The organism is Pleomorphomonas diazotrophica, from assembly GCF_002844595.1.
In the GTDB taxonomy this organism is placed as follows: Bacteria; Pseudomonadota; Alphaproteobacteria; order Rhizobiales; family Pleomorphomonadaceae; genus Pleomorphomonas; species Pleomorphomonas diazotrophica.
Genome location: NZ_PJNW01000012.1, coordinates 92954 through 108545, shown reverse-complemented (window position 1 = coordinate 108545; position 15592 = coordinate 92954). Strand labels below are relative to the sequence as shown.

General features: G+C 66.6%; 18 protein-coding genes. 8 read left to right on the top strand and 10 right to left on the bottom strand.

The window, feature by feature from the left end; genetic code table 11:
• Positions 1-68: 68 nt before the first annotated feature.
• The 3 genes from CXZ10_RS15420 to CXZ10_RS15410 all read right to left on the bottom strand — a co-directional run bounded on the left by CXZ10_RS15420 (position 69) and on the right by CXZ10_RS15410 (position 3498).
• Positions 69-1145, bottom strand: coding sequence for a DUF2336 domain-containing protein (locus tag CXZ10_RS15420; protein WP_180336022.1), 1077 nt, complete (start codon positions 1143-1145; stop codon positions 69-71).
• Positions 1146-1474: 329 nt separating this feature from the next.
• On the bottom strand, positions 1475-2575 hold the full coding sequence (locus tag CXZ10_RS15415) for a DUF2336 domain-containing protein (protein WP_101290244.1): 1101 nt from the start codon (positions 2573-2575) through the stop codon (positions 1475-1477).
• Positions 2576-2808: 233 nt separating this feature from the next.
• The gene (locus tag CXZ10_RS15410) at positions 2809-3498 is read right to left on the bottom strand and encodes a LexA family transcriptional regulator (protein WP_180336021.1); all 690 of its coding nucleotides are present in this window, start codon (positions 3496-3498) and stop codon (positions 2809-2811) included.
• A gap of 52 nt (positions 3499-3550) precedes the next feature.
• Between CXZ10_RS15410 and CXZ10_RS15405 the strand changes: the two genes are divergently transcribed.
• The 4 genes from CXZ10_RS15405 to CXZ10_RS15390 all read left to right on the top strand — a co-directional run bounded on the left by CXZ10_RS15405 (position 3551) and on the right by CXZ10_RS15390 (position 5289).
• The gene (locus CXZ10_RS15405) at positions 3551-3844 is read left to right on the top strand and encodes a hypothetical protein (protein WP_143741539.1); all 294 of its coding nucleotides are present in this window, start codon (positions 3551-3553) and stop codon (positions 3842-3844) included.
• Positions 3845-4071: 227 nt separating this feature from the next.
• Positions 4072-4506, top strand: a complete 435-nt coding sequence (locus CXZ10_RS15400) for a DUF669 domain-containing protein (RefSeq protein ID WP_101290241.1) — start codon at positions 4072-4074, stop codon at positions 4504-4506.
• Positions 4507-4570: 64 nt separating this feature from the next.
• Positions 4571-4780, top strand: coding sequence for a hypothetical protein (locus tag CXZ10_RS15395; RefSeq protein WP_101290240.1), 210 nt, complete (start codon positions 4571-4573; stop codon positions 4778-4780).
• The gene (locus tag CXZ10_RS15390) at positions 4777-5289 is read left to right on the top strand and encodes a winged helix-turn-helix domain-containing protein (protein ID WP_244617215.1); all 513 of its coding nucleotides are present in this window, start codon (positions 4777-4779) and stop codon (positions 5287-5289) included. Before CXZ10_RS15395 ends, CXZ10_RS15390 begins: the two co-directional genes overlap by 4 nt.
• A 29-nt stretch (positions 5290-5318) precedes the next feature.
• Here the strand turns inward: CXZ10_RS15390 and CXZ10_RS15385 are convergent, their stop codons facing one another.
• Positions 5319-5603: a hypothetical protein gene (locus CXZ10_RS15385; RefSeq protein ID WP_101290239.1), complete on the bottom strand. Its 285-nt coding sequence runs from the start codon at positions 5601-5603 to the stop codon at positions 5319-5321.
• 17 nt (positions 5604-5620) lie between these two features.
• On the opposite strand from CXZ10_RS15385, the gene CXZ10_RS21585 reads away from it, so the two are divergent.
• Both CXZ10_RS21585 and CXZ10_RS15380 read left to right on the top strand, forming a co-directional pair.
• Positions 5621-6391 (top strand): DUF6511 domain-containing protein, encoded by a 771-nt coding sequence (locus tag CXZ10_RS21585; protein ID WP_180336020.1) that lies wholly within the window; start codon positions 5621-5623, stop codon positions 6389-6391.
• A gap of 2 nt (positions 6392-6393) precedes the next feature.
• Positions 6394-8700: a bifunctional DNA primase/polymerase gene (locus CXZ10_RS15380; protein WP_180336019.1), complete on the top strand. Its 2307-nt coding sequence runs from the start codon at positions 6394-6396 to the stop codon at positions 8698-8700.
• 733 nt (positions 8701-9433) lie between these two features.
• Here the strand turns inward: CXZ10_RS15380 and CXZ10_RS15375 are convergent.
• The 5 genes from CXZ10_RS15375 to CXZ10_RS15355 form a co-directional block, all read right to left on the bottom strand.
• Positions 9434-9772 (bottom strand): type II toxin-antitoxin system PemK/MazF family toxin, encoded by a 339-nt coding sequence (locus tag CXZ10_RS15375; RefSeq protein WP_244617216.1) that lies wholly within the window; start codon positions 9770-9772, stop codon positions 9434-9436.
• Positions 9762-9977, bottom strand: a complete 216-nt coding sequence (locus CXZ10_RS15370; protein WP_101290236.1) for an AbrB/MazE/SpoVT family DNA-binding domain-containing protein — start codon at positions 9975-9977, stop codon at positions 9762-9764. Before CXZ10_RS15370 ends, CXZ10_RS15375 begins: the two co-directional genes overlap by 11 nt.
• 87 nt (positions 9978-10064) lie before the next feature.
• A complete protein-coding gene (gene arr, locus CXZ10_RS15365; RefSeq protein WP_101290235.1) occupies positions 10065-10481 on the bottom strand; it encodes an NAD(+)--rifampin ADP-ribosyltransferase in 417 nt (138 codons plus the stop codon).
• A gap of 91 nt (positions 10482-10572) precedes the next feature.
• Positions 10573-11838 (bottom strand): type II toxin-antitoxin system HipA family toxin, encoded by a 1266-nt coding sequence (locus tag CXZ10_RS15360; protein WP_244617221.1) that lies wholly within the window; start codon positions 11836-11838, stop codon positions 10573-10575.
• Entirely contained in the window at positions 11831-12169 is a 339-nt protein-coding gene (locus tag CXZ10_RS15355) for a helix-turn-helix transcriptional regulator (RefSeq protein ID WP_101290233.1), read from the bottom strand. The genes CXZ10_RS15360 and CXZ10_RS15355 overlap by 8 nt, the downstream gene beginning before the upstream one ends.
• Before the next feature lie 156 nt (positions 12170-12325).
• On the opposite strand from CXZ10_RS15355, the gene CXZ10_RS15350 reads away from it, so the two are divergent.
• The gene (locus CXZ10_RS15350) at positions 12326-12946 is read left to right on the top strand and encodes a hypothetical protein (RefSeq protein WP_101290232.1); all 621 of its coding nucleotides are present in this window, start codon (positions 12326-12328) and stop codon (positions 12944-12946) included.
• A gap of 271 nt (positions 12947-13217) precedes the next feature.
• A complete protein-coding gene (locus CXZ10_RS15345; RefSeq protein WP_101290231.1) occupies positions 13218-14159 on the top strand; it encodes an alpha/beta fold hydrolase in 942 nt (313 codons plus the stop codon).
• Between the two features lie 273 nt (positions 14160-14432).
• On the opposite strand, the gene CXZ10_RS15340 is transcribed toward CXZ10_RS15345, so the two are convergent.
• Positions 14433-15428, bottom strand: coding sequence for an HWE histidine kinase domain-containing protein (locus tag CXZ10_RS15340; protein WP_101290230.1), 996 nt, complete (start codon positions 15426-15428; stop codon positions 14433-14435).
• Positions 15429-15592: the final 164 nt, after the last annotated feature.

Here is a 15592-nt window from a genome sequence, read left to right as displayed (position 1 = left end):
AATTCAAGGTGGACCTCAGGAAGGTGGAGCGAGTGGCATATATAGGGCGCCGGATCCGATCCTGCTGCTCACCTCTTCTCGGCGTTCAGCACGGCCATGCGCATGCGGTGGAAATAGAGCGCGCGGTCGGCGGCTTGCCGGTCGATTTCGGCATAGTTGGCAAGCCAGGCGTCGATGGCCGCTGCCTCCAGCCGCAGATGCTTGGCGCGCAGCTGCGACAGCTTCAGGTAAGCCTTGTCGCCGATGCTGAGGCTGCGGCAGACGACGGCGATGCCATAGCCGTTGTCGTGGTTGAGCACGTTGGCGATGTGCGATTCCTCAAGGCCGCTCACCTGGACGAGCAGTTCGGCCACCGCGTCCAGCCGGTCGTCCCGCGCGAAGGCGTCGATGGCCTCGTCGAGCGTGCTGAGCCGCTGGCCGATCCGGCGCACGAGGGAGGTGATCTCCTTCTCGAGCTCCTGCTTCTGCTGGCGGGCGATGCCGGCCGCCTCGTTGACGAGCAGCGCCGCGAAATCGGGCGACGCGGCGACGAGGTTCTCGAGCTTGGTCCGCGCTTCGGCGTCAAAGGCGGCGATGGCCCGCGCCAGCCGCTCGGCCGGCATGTCGGCCCGTTTGGACAGCGCCTTCAGAATCTTGGGGTAATCGAGGCTGCGCGTCGCCAGCCGCTTCAGGCCGAGGTCGGAAAAGCGCGCCCTCTCGTTCCTGGTGACGCCTTCGAGCACCTCGGCGTTGCCGCGCTCGGCCAGCACCTGGGTCACCATCTCGCTGAGCTCCTTGCGGCGGGTGATCGCCAGAAGATGGCCCTGGGAGAGCGAGCCGGCGATGTTTCGGAGGTCGACATCGGTCAGGACGTCCGATTGTTCCAGCATCACGCCGGACACCGAAAGCTCTTCATCCCAGGCAAGGCGCAGCGCCACCGCGTGCGGCGTGCAGGAAAGGGGCGCCATCTGCTCGGAAAACTGGGCCCGCACATCGACCGAAACCTGATCGACGAGGCGGCAGAGGATATCGCCGAACAGCCGGGTCTCGGCGTCGGTGTAATTTTCCGCGCCGTCGGTGAACAGCTCGGAGATCAAAACGAGGAGATCCCGGCGCTTTTCGCTGGATTTCTCCTGACTGAGAGCAATCAATCTGTCGAACATCATGGTCTGTCGCCCCTTCGGGGAGCACTCGCCGGCCATATGACCCGATATGGTCGGCGGGCGACTGCTCCAGCATCCGAGCGGTGCCTCTCCCCCCGGGAGGTCGAGGTTTTCAGCTCCACCGAATGCCAACTACGCAAATACCAATAGGGAAAACTTGGGCGCCAAGGCTTAACGTGTGGTTGAACACCACAGATGCCCGCAATTAGCGTTACGAAAGTCTTTCGGCGAAAATTCAAAACTTAGAGCACGCCCGGCGAACTCTGGTTCGCCAACATGCTCCAGTTCTTTGTTGTCGCATTGTTTTTGCGGAAAGCCGGTGCTCTCGGCGTTCACCTGAGGCTGTGGCGGAGGCGGTCGGGCCTTACCATGCTCTTGGCGCCGGGCATGCGCATGCGGTGGAAGCGCAGGGCGCGGATGGCCGAGGCGCGGTCCACTTCGGCATAATTCCGGGCCCAGCCGTGCGCTTCCTTCTGCGGCAGGCCGAGGTGCGAGGCCAGCATGTGCGCCAGCATCAGATAGGCGTTGTTGCTGACGCTGAGGCTGCGGCAGACGACGGCCAGCGCCAGGTCGTTGCCGTGGGCGAGGGCTCTGGCGATATGCGCCTCCTCGAGTTCGGTCGCCTGGGTCAGGAGCTCGGCCATCACCTCGATGCGGCCTTCGCGGGCAAAGCGGGCGATGCAGTCGTCCAGCGTCACATGGCCGTCCTTGACGTGGCGGATCAGCGCGGCGATCTCCCGCTCCAGCCTCTCCTTCTTCTGCTGCGCCCGCTCGCTGGCCTCGCTCTTCAGCGACAGGGCGAGGCGCGGCGACAGGGCGATGATATGGCCGAGCTTGGCCCGCGCCTCGTCGTCCAGCGCCTTGACGGCGCGGCTCAGCCGCTCGCGCGGCATGTCGGCCCGCTGCGACAGGGCGATCAGCACCTTGGGATAATCGATGCCGCGCATGGCCAGCCATTCGACGCCGAGCTCTGAAAAACGTGCCGTGACATTGCCGGTCACGCCGATCAGCACCGCCGCATTGCCGCGAATGGCCAGCACGTCGGTCACCCGCTCGGTGAGCCCCTGCCGCCGGGTGATCGCCAGCAGGTGGCCCTGGCTGTAGGACGCGGCGATGGTGCGCAGGTCGGCCTCGGTCAGCACCACCGATTTCTCCAGCATCACCGCGAACACCTTGCGGTCCTGGTCGGTGGCAAGGCGCAGCGCCACCGCGTGCGGCGTGAAGGCGAGCGGCGCCAGCTTGTGCGACAGCTGCGCCCGCGCATCCACCGATACCTGATCGACCAACCGGAGGAGAATCTCGGCGAACAGCTGGGCTTCCCGGTCGCTGTGGCCCTCGCCGCCGTGGATGAACAGCCTGGCGAGCGATTTGAGGAGGTCGGCGCGGCTTTGCTGGGATCTGTCCTGCCCAAGGGCGATCAAATCATCGAACATTCTGTCCCGTCGCCCCCTTTCCGGCAGTTCGCCCGGCGGCCCGAAAGCCGGCGGGCGGGCGCGTGTCCAGCCTATTCCCCACGCGCCGAACCATCGGCCGGGCGCGATACGTATAAACAATTATGTATATATCGGTCAGGATTTGTCACCGAAACATTGACGGCGACGCATAGATCCGGTTAACGGGCCGGTTTCCGCCTCACGAAGGCGTGTAGTGCGATTTCAGGCGACGCCTACATCCGCGACCACTTGCCGATGACAAGGCCGATGACGCGCACCAGTTCGGCCGGGCGACGCTTGGGCGGAATGGCCGGGTTTTCGGAGATGATGTCGACGGTACGCGGGTTGTCGTCGTGGTTGAGGCGAAGGCGCTTCACCGAGGGGCCGTCGCCCTCGTCGATGACATAGATCTCGGCGTCCTTGATATCGCTCACCGTGGTGTCGACGGCGACCACGTCGGACGGGTTGAGGATCGGCTGCATCGACGTGCCGATCACCGGAATGAAGATGACGCGGGCCGGATTGGCGCCGAGATGGATGCGCGGCACCACCCATTCGCCGGTGACGAGATGACCCGACTGGATGCCGCCGGAGCGCAGCGTCAGCACCTGGCCCGACGAGCCGTCGCCGGCGCCGGCCCGTGCATCCACCTCGGCCGAGCCGCCGGGCAGGCGGGCCTGCCAACCCTCCTGCCAGCCGTTGCCGTTGTCCTCGTCGAAGGGGACGTGTTCGGTTTCCGCCTCGCGCGCGATGGCGTAGGGCTCGCTGATGATCTCGGTCATGCGGACGCCCAGCACTTCGGCCAGGGCGCGCGCCTTCTCGACGCCCGGCTCGCGGCCGCGCTTCAGGATGTCCCGCACATAGGTTTCGCCGAGCCCGGCCTTGAGCGACAGGGACTTCATGTTGAAGCCCTTTTCGCGCATCAGGCGTTCGAGGCGTGATTTCCATGTCTGTTCCATAGTGGGATTATGCCCATTGTTCATCGCCCCGTCAACGGGTATTTGCCCATTGACACGATGGGATTTTGACCATTACAATCTGCGCATGAACCCGATAACCGCTCTTCTCTCTCGCATTGAGTGCTACTGCGCGGCGCGCGGCATCAGCGAGAGCACCTTTGGCCGATATGTCGTCAACGACGGCAAGTTCGTGGCGCGGATCCGGTCCGGCGGTTCGATGACGCTCAAGACCCTTGAGCGCGTCGAGGCCGTCGTCGGCCCCGCGCCCGACCCCGGCGGGCGTCCTCCCCGCCCGCCGGGGCCCCCATGAGACCGCCCGGAAATTCTACTCCGGCGGCCGCCTAGCGCGACTTTCTGCGCTTCCGGTGCTCACGGACCGTCCTCCCCGCCCGCGGGGGGGTAATCGACCCGCTTCGTAACAGGCGGCACATCACATGAATTCGACGGCCGACAGGCTCGTCGTGGGGCGGGGGAGGTGATCATCTCCAACGATGCGCCTCCCCCATGCCCACCCTTTGGCGGAACAGGAGAAAGGCGATGGCAAGACCCGGACGATCGGTGCGTGTCGATGTCGCGCCCGGCTTGGTGCCGCCCGGTGACTATCAGGCCGAGGTGGTGGAGAGCGCCGTGCTGCCCACCGCCTCGGGGCGCGGCGAGACGCTGAAGCTCGTCTTCGAGATCGGTGCCGGCGATTTCCGGGGGCGCCGCGTCACCGAATGGCTCAACATCGTCAACGACCACGCCACGGCGCAACGCATCGCCCAGGAGATGCTGGCCCGCCTGTGTGCCGCCGCCGGCCTTGCCGGCATCGCCGACAGCGACGAGCTGCACCGCATCCCCGTGATGATCCGCGTCGACATCCGTCCGGGCAGCGACGGCTATGGCGACCGCAACACCATCAAGGATTACCGCCCGCTGGACGCGTCGCGACTGAAGCAGGCGGCCAGCGTCCGCCGGCCGTGGGACCCGTGACCCAGGCCGGGTAGCGCACACCTTCAAACTCGAGATCCACCCCACATCGCACGGAGGCGTGACGATGACCTGCGAACCCATGCCCGACGACAAGATCATGACCGCCCTCAGGGCGACAGCGGGGGTGCTGGAAGCCATCCGGCCCTATTGCCTCCTGGAGCTCACCACCCGCTACACAGTGTCGCGCGACGGCCATCGCCTCGGCGCCTTCACCATCGACGAGGCGCTCGATCTTGCCGACGCGGCGCTGGCCGAAGAAGGGGTGCGGCCGTGAACCATCCGCTGCGCGGCACCTTCGTGGGCAACTCCATCGTCCGCCTTGCCGACGAGGGCGTGCCGATCGGCGCGCTGAGCCGCACCTTCAAGATCCCCTATGACAGCGCCCACGGCATCGTGCGGCAGGCGCTGGAGGATGGCGTGATCGCCGACATGCCCCAGGCCGACTGGCCGGCCGGATCGCGGCTGCGCAAGCCGACCACGGCGCCCATCCGTCTCGACGCGCGGCTGGATTTCCTGATGAGCTGCAAGACGGAGTTCGGCCTGACGCCGGCCGAGAGCCGGCTGTTGCAATGCCTGATGCAGGCGCGCGCCTGCACCAAGCCGCACCTCCACGCCGTGGTGGCGCCGGAGGCCGAGCCGAAGATCATCGACGTGTTCGTCTGCAAGATCCGCGGCAAACTCCGGAAGTTTCAGGTGCGGATCGACACCATCTGGGGCCAGGGCTACGCCATGACCGAGGAGAGCAAGCGCCTGGTGCTGGCGCGGACCGGCGGGCAACCGTGATCATGCCGAGAGGCGCCGGGCCGGCCGGATCACGGCCAGCGGATCTGGGGATGGGTGGCGCGCACCTCGGCGATGGCGCGCTGGATCGCCGCCCGTCGCCGCGCGCTCGGCGGTTCCGCATTGGACGGGGAGGGTCGAAAGGCGAGGTCCCAGTTGGCCTGGGCGCCGCCGTCCTCCCTCAGCGGGATGAACTCGAAGTTGATGGGCCCGATCGGACCGTAGTTGGTTGCCGCCAACTGCTGAACCAGGGTGATCGCCTGCTTCGGCGTGATGGTTTGCGGGGTGGTGGTTGGGCGGGTCTGGAAGCTGTCCATCACAAGAGTGTCCTTGGTTGGACGAGGAAGCGAACGATGCCGTGGTCGGGGTCTGTTGCCGCGATTCTCACGCCGAGCCTGACGCCCTCGTGGTTCAAGTCGATGCGCCCGCGGGCGCCGATCATCAATGTCAGATCCTCTTCGGCACTGGCCTCGCCTTCGACGATCAGACTGCCATCGCTGCGGAACCAAGCCGTGGTCCGGAAAGCGAGGGGTATGGGGGAACGCCCTTCGAGTTGCAGGCGGGCCCTGTGGCGTATTGCATCGGATGCAATCAGCGGTCGTTCTCCTTTCAACGGGGCGTTGGGCGCAGCGGTGGGAACGACGGTCGAAAAGCCGGCAAAGTGCCGGTCTTTCGGCGACCAGTTAACAATGTCTTATTTGTTCCAGAAATGGAAGCACAATTTTTGGGTGTCGTCTCGCAGCAGCCTCCGGCGGGGTGCGGCATGAGGGGGCCGGCCTCGCATCACTACTCCACCTGCGGCATCTGCGGGCGGCGGGCCGACGGCATCGGCCATGCGCCCGACGGGCGGATGCCGGCGGTGTGGGTATGCAACGATTGCGGTCTCGACCGTGCCCGGCGGGTGGCGCGCATGCGCGACTTCGACGTCGTCGAGCGCAAGGCATTTGCGCTGGCGGCACAACGGGCCGGCCAGTTTCTCGACACCATCGGCAAGACCGATCTCGCCTGCCTCAGCACCGAGGAATACGAGGCCTTCCTCACAACGTTCCAGACGCATTTCGTGGAGGAGATCCGCCGGATGGTCGAGGGCGAGGCCGTCAGCTGATCATGGCCCCGCTGACCACGCCCTTCGCGATCGCCGACCTGCCGCCGGCCCCCAACCGGGCGCTGGCGCTCGACCTGGCGGGGGCCGGTTTTTTTGTCTTTCCCGTGCGCGGCGCCGGTCCCGATGCCAAGAAGCCCTGCCCGAACGTGCGCTGGGGCGATGACGCCACCACCGACGCCGGGGCCATCGAGGCCTGGTGGCGGCGCTGGCCGGAGGCCATGCCGGCCATCCATCTCGGGCGGTCGCAGCTTCTGGTGGTCGACCTCGACCGGCACGAGGGCGGCGCCGACGGCATCAAGGCTTGGGGCGAGGTGGCCAGGGGCGAAGTGGACTCAGGCGTGAGGGCGCCGGCCGTTGATACGCCCAGTGGCGGCCGCCACATCTATTTCCGCCAGCCCGAGGGACGCGCCCATGGCAACCGCGAAGGGCTGCTCAAGGGGCGCGGCATCAACATCCGCGGCGACGGCGGCTATGTGGTGGCACCCGGTGCACTCAGGGCCGACGGCGAGGGCGCCTATCAGCCCGTGCCGGCCGGGGCGCTGAAGGCCGCGCCGCCGGTGCCCGACTGGCTTTACGCGCTGATCGATCCCCCGGCTGCCACAGTGGAGATGGCCGCCAAGCCGGAGGCGCGCGCCCGCAGCGCGCCGCCGCTCTCCGACGCGAGACTCGGCCGCTATGCCGATAGGGCGATCGAGGCGGAACTTGCCGCCATGCGCGCCGCCGGCAAGGGCGGCCGCAACAACCAGCTCAACCGCAGCGCCTTCGCCCTGGGGCAGATGGTGGGCGCCGGCTGGCTCACGGAAGCCACGGCCACGTCGCTGCTCACGGCGGCGGCTGAGGGGTGCGGCCTTGCCGCCGACGACGGCCTGCCGGCCTGCCTTGCCACCATCCGCAGCGGCCTCAGGAAGGGCAGGGCCTTTCCGCGCGAGGCGCCGAGGGACACGCGGCCCGAGCCGCCGCGCGCATCCACCGGGCCGCGCCGCCTTCTGAAGGAGCGCTCCGGCGCGGTGGTCGACGAGGCGACCGGCGAAGTGGTGCATGAGGCAAAGCGCGCCCGCGCCGCCGTGGAGTTCCCCGACACGCTGACCCATGTGCCCGGCCTCGTCGGCGACATCACCGACTGGATCTGCGCCACCGCCCGCCGGCCCAACCGTGTCCTGGCGCTCGGGGCGGCGCTGACGCTGGTGGGCACCGCCATGGGCCGTTTCTGGGCCGGGCCGACGCTGAGCTCCACCGTGCTCTACATGCTGGCGCTGGCGCCGTCGGGCGTCGGCAAGGACCACGCGCTGCAGCAGATCAAGCGGCTGCTCGCCGCCGCCAAGATGACGCGCACCATCGGGCCGGACGAGTTCATCTCCATGCCTGCGGTCATCCATTTCATCGAGCGCGAGCCGCTGTCGCTCTGCCCGATGGACGAGTTCGGCGCCTTCTTGAAGCGCATCAACGCCAAGCGCGCCTCCGGTTTCGAGCGCGGCATTTCCAAGATCATGCGTTCGGTGTGGGGCACCAATTTCGGCCTGATGACAACGCCGGAATGGGCGGCGACGCCGGCCCGCACCGTCAGGGCGCCGGCGCTCTCCATCTACGGCGCCTCGACGCCGGAGGATTTCTTCGAGGCGCTGGACGGCGGCGACGTCAGCAACGGCTTCCTCAACCGCTTCACGCTTCTGACCGTGGCAAGCCGCACCGAGGACCGCGAGCCGAAGGAGCCGCCGCTCACCGTGCCCGAGAAGCTGTCGGGCAGCCTCAGGCGCCTGTTCGGCGGCGGCAATCCCCTGGTGGTCGCCTCGAAACTTCACGAGACGGATGTGGAGATCGAGCCCTTCGTCATCCCCTGGGGGCCGGGCGCCGAGGCGGTCTACACGGCCTTCCAGTGCGAGATCCTCGCCTGGCAGGACCGCGACGCCGACGCCGAGAACTTCATCGGCCGCGCTGCCGAAATGGCGGTGCGCATGGCGACCATCCGCGCCGGCGGCCGCGACCCGGTGATGCCCCGCATCAGCGAGGACGACATGCAGTGGGGCCGCGCCGTCGCCCTCTGGTCCGCCCGCACCCTCTACCGCATGGGCCGCCTCTACATCTCCGAAACGGAGTTCCAGGCCGAAGCCAACCGCGTGCTGCGCATCATCGACAAGGAAGGCGGCGAGATCAGCCAGGAGACCTTAAGGGCGCGGATGAAGAACAGGTTGAAGGCAAGGGACCTGAGGGAAGTGATCGAGACGCTGGAGGATACGGGCGCGATCATCCGGGAGAGCGTGGCGACGGAGGGCAGTGGGCCTAGGAAGACGTTGTATTTCTTGAGGGGGTAGGGGGCTTCTCGGCGCTTCGCCGACGGGGACGGCTGACCCGAGCGATATTGCTGCCAATCGGGCTTCGACGTACAAGGTTCATATACAACTCGCGGGTGCGGGTTTATTGCGGCCAAGCGAAAGCAGTTTGGCCGTCTCTCTTTAGGTGGGGGCCCTGACGAGAGATCCGGTGGGGGGTAGATGCCTGAAGTAAAACCCAGCGGTGTGCAAGGTAGCCTTGAGTGCCCTCCGATCGTCATTGTGGCTTCGGCGGAAAAGGCGATCCTGCTGCTTTTGGCCTGCCTGGCGTTCGTATGCCTCGGCGTGTTCATAATCTCGAATGGCTCCACGAGACCGGGTACGCATGTTATTGCATATGCTGGTATTTTCTTCTCCGGGGGCGGTGCCCTAACTAGCTTTTGGGCTCTTGTCGCACCGCCGCGCCTGACGCTCTCGCCAGAAGGTTTGGCCCTCTTCAGTGGCTTTAGGACGCGTCATTATGCGTGGCCGGACTTTTCGAAGTTTGTCATCTGCCGCTCTTCCCGGGGCAACACAGGGTATGTGGGATTCACTTTCGAACTCCGACGTGGTGAAGAGTGCGGCGTGACCAGACGCCTGTTTGGCGTAGATGGCGGCATCGGTGGGCTATGGCCGATGAGTCCGTCCACCCTGGTTGATCTGCTCAATAGCGCCAAAGACAAGTGGTCCCCGAACGCCAAAGGCGAAGAGGTCGAGGCGAGAGAAGAAGGGACACCTATTGCTCCAGATGCTTCCGGATCTCCTCGGCAACCTGCGACATGATCGGGGCCGTCATGTGCCCAAGCTTCTCGGCGCTTGAGGCTTCGATGGTGGCGATCTTCACGGGGCGGATGACGCTCGGGGCGGGCAGGCCGACATCCTGATAGGCTGCGCCGATCTCGACATCGCCCGGCCATGGACGGTTCTCGGCCGAGGTGATCATGGCGACCCATAGGAGCTTACCCTCCTCGCCGATGCCGCCATTGCTGACCACAAGGGCCGGCCGATGTTGGCGGACGGGGCGGTCGGTGTAGGGAAACGGCACGCGAACGACGTCGCCCTGTTCAAAGGTCACGATAGGCCTTCCGGTCGGCGTCGCTGTCCCACTCGTTGAAGGTGCCGAAGGGATCTTCGGCGGTGACGGTTTGCGCCTTGCGCATCGTCACCACGTCGCCTTCGATGCTGTAGGAAATCTCGTCACCCTCACGCAGACGCAACGCGTTCCTGATGGGTAGCGGTATCGTCGTCTGAGCCTTGGTCGTCAGCTTGCTCGTGATCATCGAAATCCTCGGTAAGGACTTTCCTTACATACGCCGGACGGTCGATAATTTCAAGAAATTCCAACTTCGCGGGAGCAAGCAAAGCCCTCAATCAATAATCACATCGCGCCCCTCGCGCGCCAGCTTTGCCAATCCCTCCTTCATCGCCTGCACCTGATCGGCCGAGTGGCCTTGCCAGCCGGTCACTTCGCCGATGATCCTCAGGGGGTCGCGGGAGCGGTAGGAGAGGGTGGGGTTGCCGGGGAATTTCTTGTCGGTGAGGTTGGGGTCGTCCTCGACGGGGCCGGTCGGCTCCACCACGTAGATGCGGCCAGGGCCGCTGCCGGCGGCAAGTTCGGCTCCCCAGATGGCGGCGTCGAGCGTCGCCGCGAAATAGACCCAGCTCAAGGCATCGGCGCCCGAGAAGTTGGAGGCGTGGCCGACGACGATCAGGTCGCCCGGCCGGAGGTCGGCCTTGGTGCCGTGGAAGAAGGACTGCGCGAACACGCTGGCGTTGGCTGACATGGCGTGGTTCTCCTTGATGGGCTGGCGGCCATTCGCCGGGAGGGCCGGACCAAGCTAGGTGAGGGCTGGGCCGTCGAGTTTCAACGCCCACTCACCCCGCCATCTCTCTCAACGCCTCCGGCGCCCCCTCGAAGGCGAAGGGGTTGAGGAACTGGCGGCGCCAGAAGAGGTCGCGGTCGACGGCGCCGAGGGCCGCTTCGTCGCAGACGGACTGCCACTCGCGCCTGATGGTGGCGATCTGCCGGGCGGCGATGGCCGTTGCCTCGTCGCGGGAGATCAGGAAGTTCGGCGCGGCGTCGAGGCAGAGCGAGAGCTGGCTCAGGCGCCTGTCGCCGTCGATCAGCATGGCCTGGGTGGCTTCCCGTCCGGCGCGGCCTTGCGGGCAGATGTCGTAGGCCGGCGTCAGCGACAGGGCGTGGCCGTCCCAGAAGGCGGCGTGGTTGCGGGCGTGATCGTCGGTGTTGCCTGAGAGGATGTTGAAGACGATGCGGGCGAACAGCTCGCGAAGGGTCGGCTTGGGATCGGTGAAGCGATGGCGGACGACGGTCGCCAGCTCCTGATAGCTGGCGTAGCGCGCCATCATCTCGTCGAGGCCAAGGAGGGTGAGCGCCGACACCATGGCGCGGCGCTGCCAGCCGGCTTCCCCCCTGATGCGGTCGAAGCGGCGGATGAGGAGCACATCTTTGCCGGAGACATGGACGAGCCTGACCTTGGCCGCGTCGATGCCGGCCAGCGCTGCGAGGCGCATGGCGATGAACTCCGCCTTGACGACGCTGGTGATGTCGGTGCTCGACGAGAACTTGGCGATGTATTTCTCGTCGCCGGCGTCGATCAGCGCCTTTGGCCGGGCGCCGCCGATCGATGAACCGTGCAGCAGGGCGGCGTCGAGGTCGGGCGGCAGCGGCACGCCGTCTTCGACGAGGCGGGCGGCGTCCATGAGCTGTTCAATGGATGCGGCGGCAGTGGCGCGCGGCACGAAGATCGAAGGCGAGGCCTGGAAATCCAGCGCGCCGATCCGGTCGGAGCCGGATTGAAGCAGATAGGTCAGTTCGCCGGGCTCGGCCGCATTGGTGCCCGACAGGCGGTTGAGGATGACGCGCCGACCCCAGGCATCCGGTACCGCGTCGCGCAGGGCACTGGGCATGGAGAGGCCCGGCGGCAGCGGCAGGATGCCGGGCCGGAGGGGCAGCTCCGGCTCGTAGAGAGGAATGGCATCGGCGCGGGCAAGATAGCTGCGGCCATAGTTGAACAACAGGTTGCGCCCCTCGGGCGCCAGGCGACCGGCGACGACCGGCTGCGTCTCTCCCGGCAACCAGACCCAGACATAGGCTTCCGTTGCTTCCGTTGACTCAGAAATCATCCTTCACCCCCCCGCCCGATGGCCGCACCGTTTTGGGCAAAAGGGCGAGCGTGGCGCCGCTGGCCGCGAGATGGACCGCCATCGTCGGCTGATCGGCATCGAACAGCCTGATGCCGACAATGGCGGCGGCCTCGAACACCGCGCCGATGGCGCATCCGGGATCGCCACGCTCGATCCGCTGGATTAGGCCGCGTGAGACGCCGGCCCGGTCGGCCAGTTCCTGCACCGTCAGCCCCCGCTCGATCCGGGCGCGACGGATCATTTGCGCCAACAGCGACAGCGCATCGCGGCTGTAAGGGGAAAGAGCTCTCGTCTCGGGTTTGGACATTTGACCTATAAATGGATCATATGAGCGATTATTAGCCTGTTTATGGATCATTGTAAGGTGGCTTCTGCCAGAAGTCAAAATCGTGTTCCGGCGAGGAAGGCCACGTGATGCGTCCTGTGCTATGAGCAAGTGACCTCTTTTCGAGAGCGAGGCCCCATGTCATCCCCCATCGAAGCCATCCTGATCTCCGGCACGTCGCATGTCGGCAAGTCGACGCTGGCCGAAAGGCTGGCCCAGCGGCTCGGCTGGGCGCAGATGTCGACGGATGGGCTGGGGCGGCATCCGGGGCGGCCGTGGCTGGGCGTGCCGGCGCCGGTCGTCGAGTTCTACGAGCGGCTGACGCCCGAGACGATCCACTGGTTCCTGAAGGTGCACCACGAGAACATGTGGCGGCAGGTGCGGCCGATGATCGAGGCGGAGCGGGCGGCCGGGCGGCGCTTCGTGCTGGCGGGGGCGGCGCTCAGGCCGGAGTACATCGCGCCTCTGGTCTCGGATGAGATGTTCGGCGTGCTGCTCCATGCACCGGACGATTTCCTTCTCAAGCGCATGCGCGCGGCCTCCGGCTATGAGACCCGCGCGCCGGCCGACCGCATCCCCATTGATGCCTTCATCGACCGGTCGCTACGCGAGAACGCCGCCCTTCGGGACGCGGCGCGCGAGGTGGGGCTCCGGATGGTCGATGTTTCCGACGAACAGGCGATGGCCACGCTGTTCGACGAACTTGTCGCGCGGGCGACTGTAACCCAAATTCCCGGCCCGCTGACGCCGCCACGCTGACTCATTATAGGCGCGGTTGGACTCCCATGGACTCCCAGGAGAGCCTCCTTGCCGGCGGTGCGATCTCGCGCTATCTCTCACCTCGGTCGGCAGTTCACCGAGGCGTCGCTGTCCCGTTTCCGGAAAGCTAAACCTGCCGCTTGAGATCGCTTTGAACCGGCGTCGGCGCCGGGCGTTCTCTTCAAGCCATTGACGGACACTCACCCGTGCCGCGTCGTAAGGCAGCGACCACGACAATCGCTTCGATCCCGGCACGGTCTGAGGATGAGACATGTCCAACACGCTTTCCCACGCGGCCGACGCGCGCCGGTCGCCCCGCTTCATTCCGCTGGCAGAGAGGCCGCCCGTTCTCCTCACCGACACCCCGCGCGGGGTGGTACAGCACACCGACGGCGGCGACGGTCCGGCCTTTCTCTCGCTGCATGGCGGCATGGGCGGCTACGACCAGGGCCTGATCCTGGCCGAGGCGCTGCTCGGCAAGACGCCGGACTATAGGGTGATCGCCCTGTCGAGGCCGGGTTACCTCGGCACGCCGCGATCGTCAGGCGATACGGCAGAGGAGCAGGCCGATCTCTTCGCCGCCCTTCTCGATACGCTCGGCGTCGAACGGGCGGTGGTGGCGGCGGTATCGGCCGGCGGTCCCTCGGCGATCGCCTTCGCCGCCCGCCATCCGACCCGCTGCGCCGGGCTGATCCTGATGTCCACGGCGAGCGGCTGCTTCGACGTGCCCGACTATGTGCTGAAGCGGCTCGGCTGGTTCGGCTGGCTGATCCGCGTGCCGGGGCTGCTGTCGCTTCTCGCCTGGATGCGGGGGCGGCAGCCGGAGAAGGCGGCGGCGAAGGCGATCGGCGATCCGGCGCTGGTCAGGACAACGCTCGACCACCCCGAGGCGGGGCCGCTGCTCCTCAGCCTCCTCCGCAGCACCTTCGACCGGCTGGCCGACCGGATGCCCGGCACCATGGCCGAGACCATGGGCTTTGCCAGCCTGCCGCCGCTGCCCTTTGCCGAGGTGAGGGCGCCGACGCTGGTGATCCACGGCGACGCCGACAGGGTGGTGCCCTTCTCCCATGGCGAGCGGTCGGCGCGGGAGATCGCCGGCGCCGAGCTGCATGTGGTGTCGGGAGGAGGGCACACCTGCCTCTTCAGCCATCTCGACGAGGTGAGGGAAAGGGCGCGGGCGTTTCTGGCGGAGATTGGCGGGGGAGGCCGATAGGGGCCGCTCGCTCTACCGTCCTGAGGTCCTGCGCCGACGCGCAGGATGACGGATTTATATATTGGAATCAAATACATAGGTTGTCATCCTGCGCGCAGGCGCAGGACCTCGGGCAGGAAAGGGCGGTGACGGATGTATAGGTCTCCCCGCTCTCTTGGAGCGCGATATCAGCGGCTCGCTCTACCTTCCCGAGATCCTCCTTCTCAGCAGAGGAGGACAGCCTGATGGTGAGATCGTCGGGCGGAGGAGGGCGGGGCCCGTAAGCCGTGCGCCTCAACTCGCCGACGGCGCGGGCCCGAGGGGAACGTCGATCTTCACCCGGACGCCGTCGGGCGCGAAGATCTTGTCCACCTCGCCGCCAGCGATGGCGGTGCGGATGAGCTTGCTGCCGAAGCCGAGGGTGGTCGGCGGCGTCACCCTCGGCCCGCCGCTTTCCACCCAGGTGAGGCGCAGGTTGCCGCCCGGCGCGTCCACCGTCCAGCCGATCGACACCCGCCCCTCGGGCACCGACAGGGCGCCATATTTGGCGGCGTTGGTGGCGAGTTCGTGCAGCACGAGGCCGAGCGAGGTCAGCGTGGTCGAAGCCAGCGACACCGGGCCGTCGGGCACGATCTCCACCGCCTCGGGGTCCATGGCATAGGGCGACAGCACCCGCTCGATCAGCGCCTTGAGGTTGGTGCCGTCGTCGCCGGACAGCCCCACCTCCTGCGCCTCGATCATGGCGCGGAAGCGGCCCAGGAAATCGTCGCGATATTGCGCGGCCGAGCGGCCGTCGGTGGTCGTCTGGCGGGCCAGCGACTGGGCGACGCTCAGAAGGTTCTTCATGCGGTGCTTGAGTTCGCTGAACAGCATGTCCCGTTCGGCGTCATGCTGGGCGCGCTCGGTGATGTCGACGATGGACAGCAGCATGAAGGGGCTGGCGGCGTCGGATTGGCGGAGCGTCCGCGCCGTCAGCAGCATGGTCTTGCGGCCGAGGTCTGGGAAATCGTGCTCGACGCGAAAGTCGATCACCGCCTTGCTCTTGGGAATGACCTCGAGCAGCAGGTGGCGCAGGTCGAGAATGTCCCACTGGCCGTTGCCCAGTTCGTAGATGTGGCGGCCGATGGTGTCATCGCGCTCGACCTTGAACACCTCGAAGAAGGCGCGGCTGGCGCTCTGCACCCTGAGGCTCTCGTCGAGCAGCAGCATCGGGTCGGCAACGGTATCGACGATGCCTTGCGCCTGCACGTGGCCGGCGCGGAGAAGGCGATAAAGCTCCTCCATGTTCATGCTGGGCACCCCCCTTCGATGGCCGAGCCGAAACAAGCGGCAACTTACTCGCAAAACGAGAGAAATCCAGACCAGACGGCCAGTGCGATAGACCTAGGCCGTTTTCCAAAAAGACGCGCAACTTTTGCCAAGGTTCCATGGAACCTTCGTGATCGTCGGCCGTT

Excerpts from the sequence above, each read along its gene's own strand:
- CXZ10_RS15420 (WP_180336022.1), bottom strand. The coding sequence starts at position 1,145 with ATGATGTTCGACAGATTGATTGCTCTCAGTCAGGAGAAATCCAGCGAA.
- CXZ10_RS15415 (WP_101290244.1), bottom strand. The coding sequence starts at position 2,575 with ATGTTCGATGATTTGATCGCCCTTGGGCAGGACAGATCCCAGCAAAGC.
- CXZ10_RS15410 (WP_180336021.1), bottom strand. The coding sequence starts at position 3,498 with ATGCGCGAAAAGGGCTTCAACATGAAGTCCCTGTCGCTCAAGGCCGGG.
- CXZ10_RS15400 (WP_101290241.1), top strand. The coding sequence starts at position 4,072 with ATGGCAAGACCCGGACGATCGGTGCGTGTCGATGTCGCGCCCGGCTTG.
- CXZ10_RS15395 (WP_101290240.1), top strand. The coding sequence starts at position 4,571 with ATGACCTGCGAACCCATGCCCGACGACAAGATCATGACCGCCCTCAGG.
- CXZ10_RS15385 (WP_101290239.1), bottom strand. The coding sequence starts at position 5,603 with ATGGACAGCTTCCAGACCCGCCCAACCACCACCCCGCAAACCATCACG.
- CXZ10_RS15380 (WP_180336019.1), top strand. The coding sequence starts at position 6,394 with ATGGCCCCGCTGACCACGCCCTTCGCGATCGCCGACCTGCCGCCGGCC.
- CXZ10_RS15370 (WP_101290236.1), bottom strand. The coding sequence starts at position 9,977 with ATGATCACGAGCAAGCTGACGACCAAGGCTCAGACGACGATACCGCTA.
- arr (WP_101290235.1), bottom strand. The coding sequence starts at position 10,481 with ATGTCAGCCAACGCCAGCGTGTTCGCGCAGTCCTTCTTCCACGGCACC.
- CXZ10_RS15355 (WP_101290233.1), bottom strand. The coding sequence starts at position 12,169 with ATGTCCAAACCCGAGACGAGAGCTCTTTCCCCTTACAGCCGCGATGCG.
- CXZ10_RS15350 (WP_101290232.1), top strand. The coding sequence starts at position 12,326 with ATGTCATCCCCCATCGAAGCCATCCTGATCTCCGGCACGTCGCATGTC.
- CXZ10_RS15345 (WP_101290231.1), top strand. The coding sequence starts at position 13,218 with ATGTCCAACACGCTTTCCCACGCGGCCGACGCGCGCCGGTCGCCCCGC.
- CXZ10_RS15340 (WP_101290230.1), bottom strand. The coding sequence starts at position 15,428 with ATGAACATGGAGGAGCTTTATCGCCTTCTCCGCGCCGGCCACGTGCAG.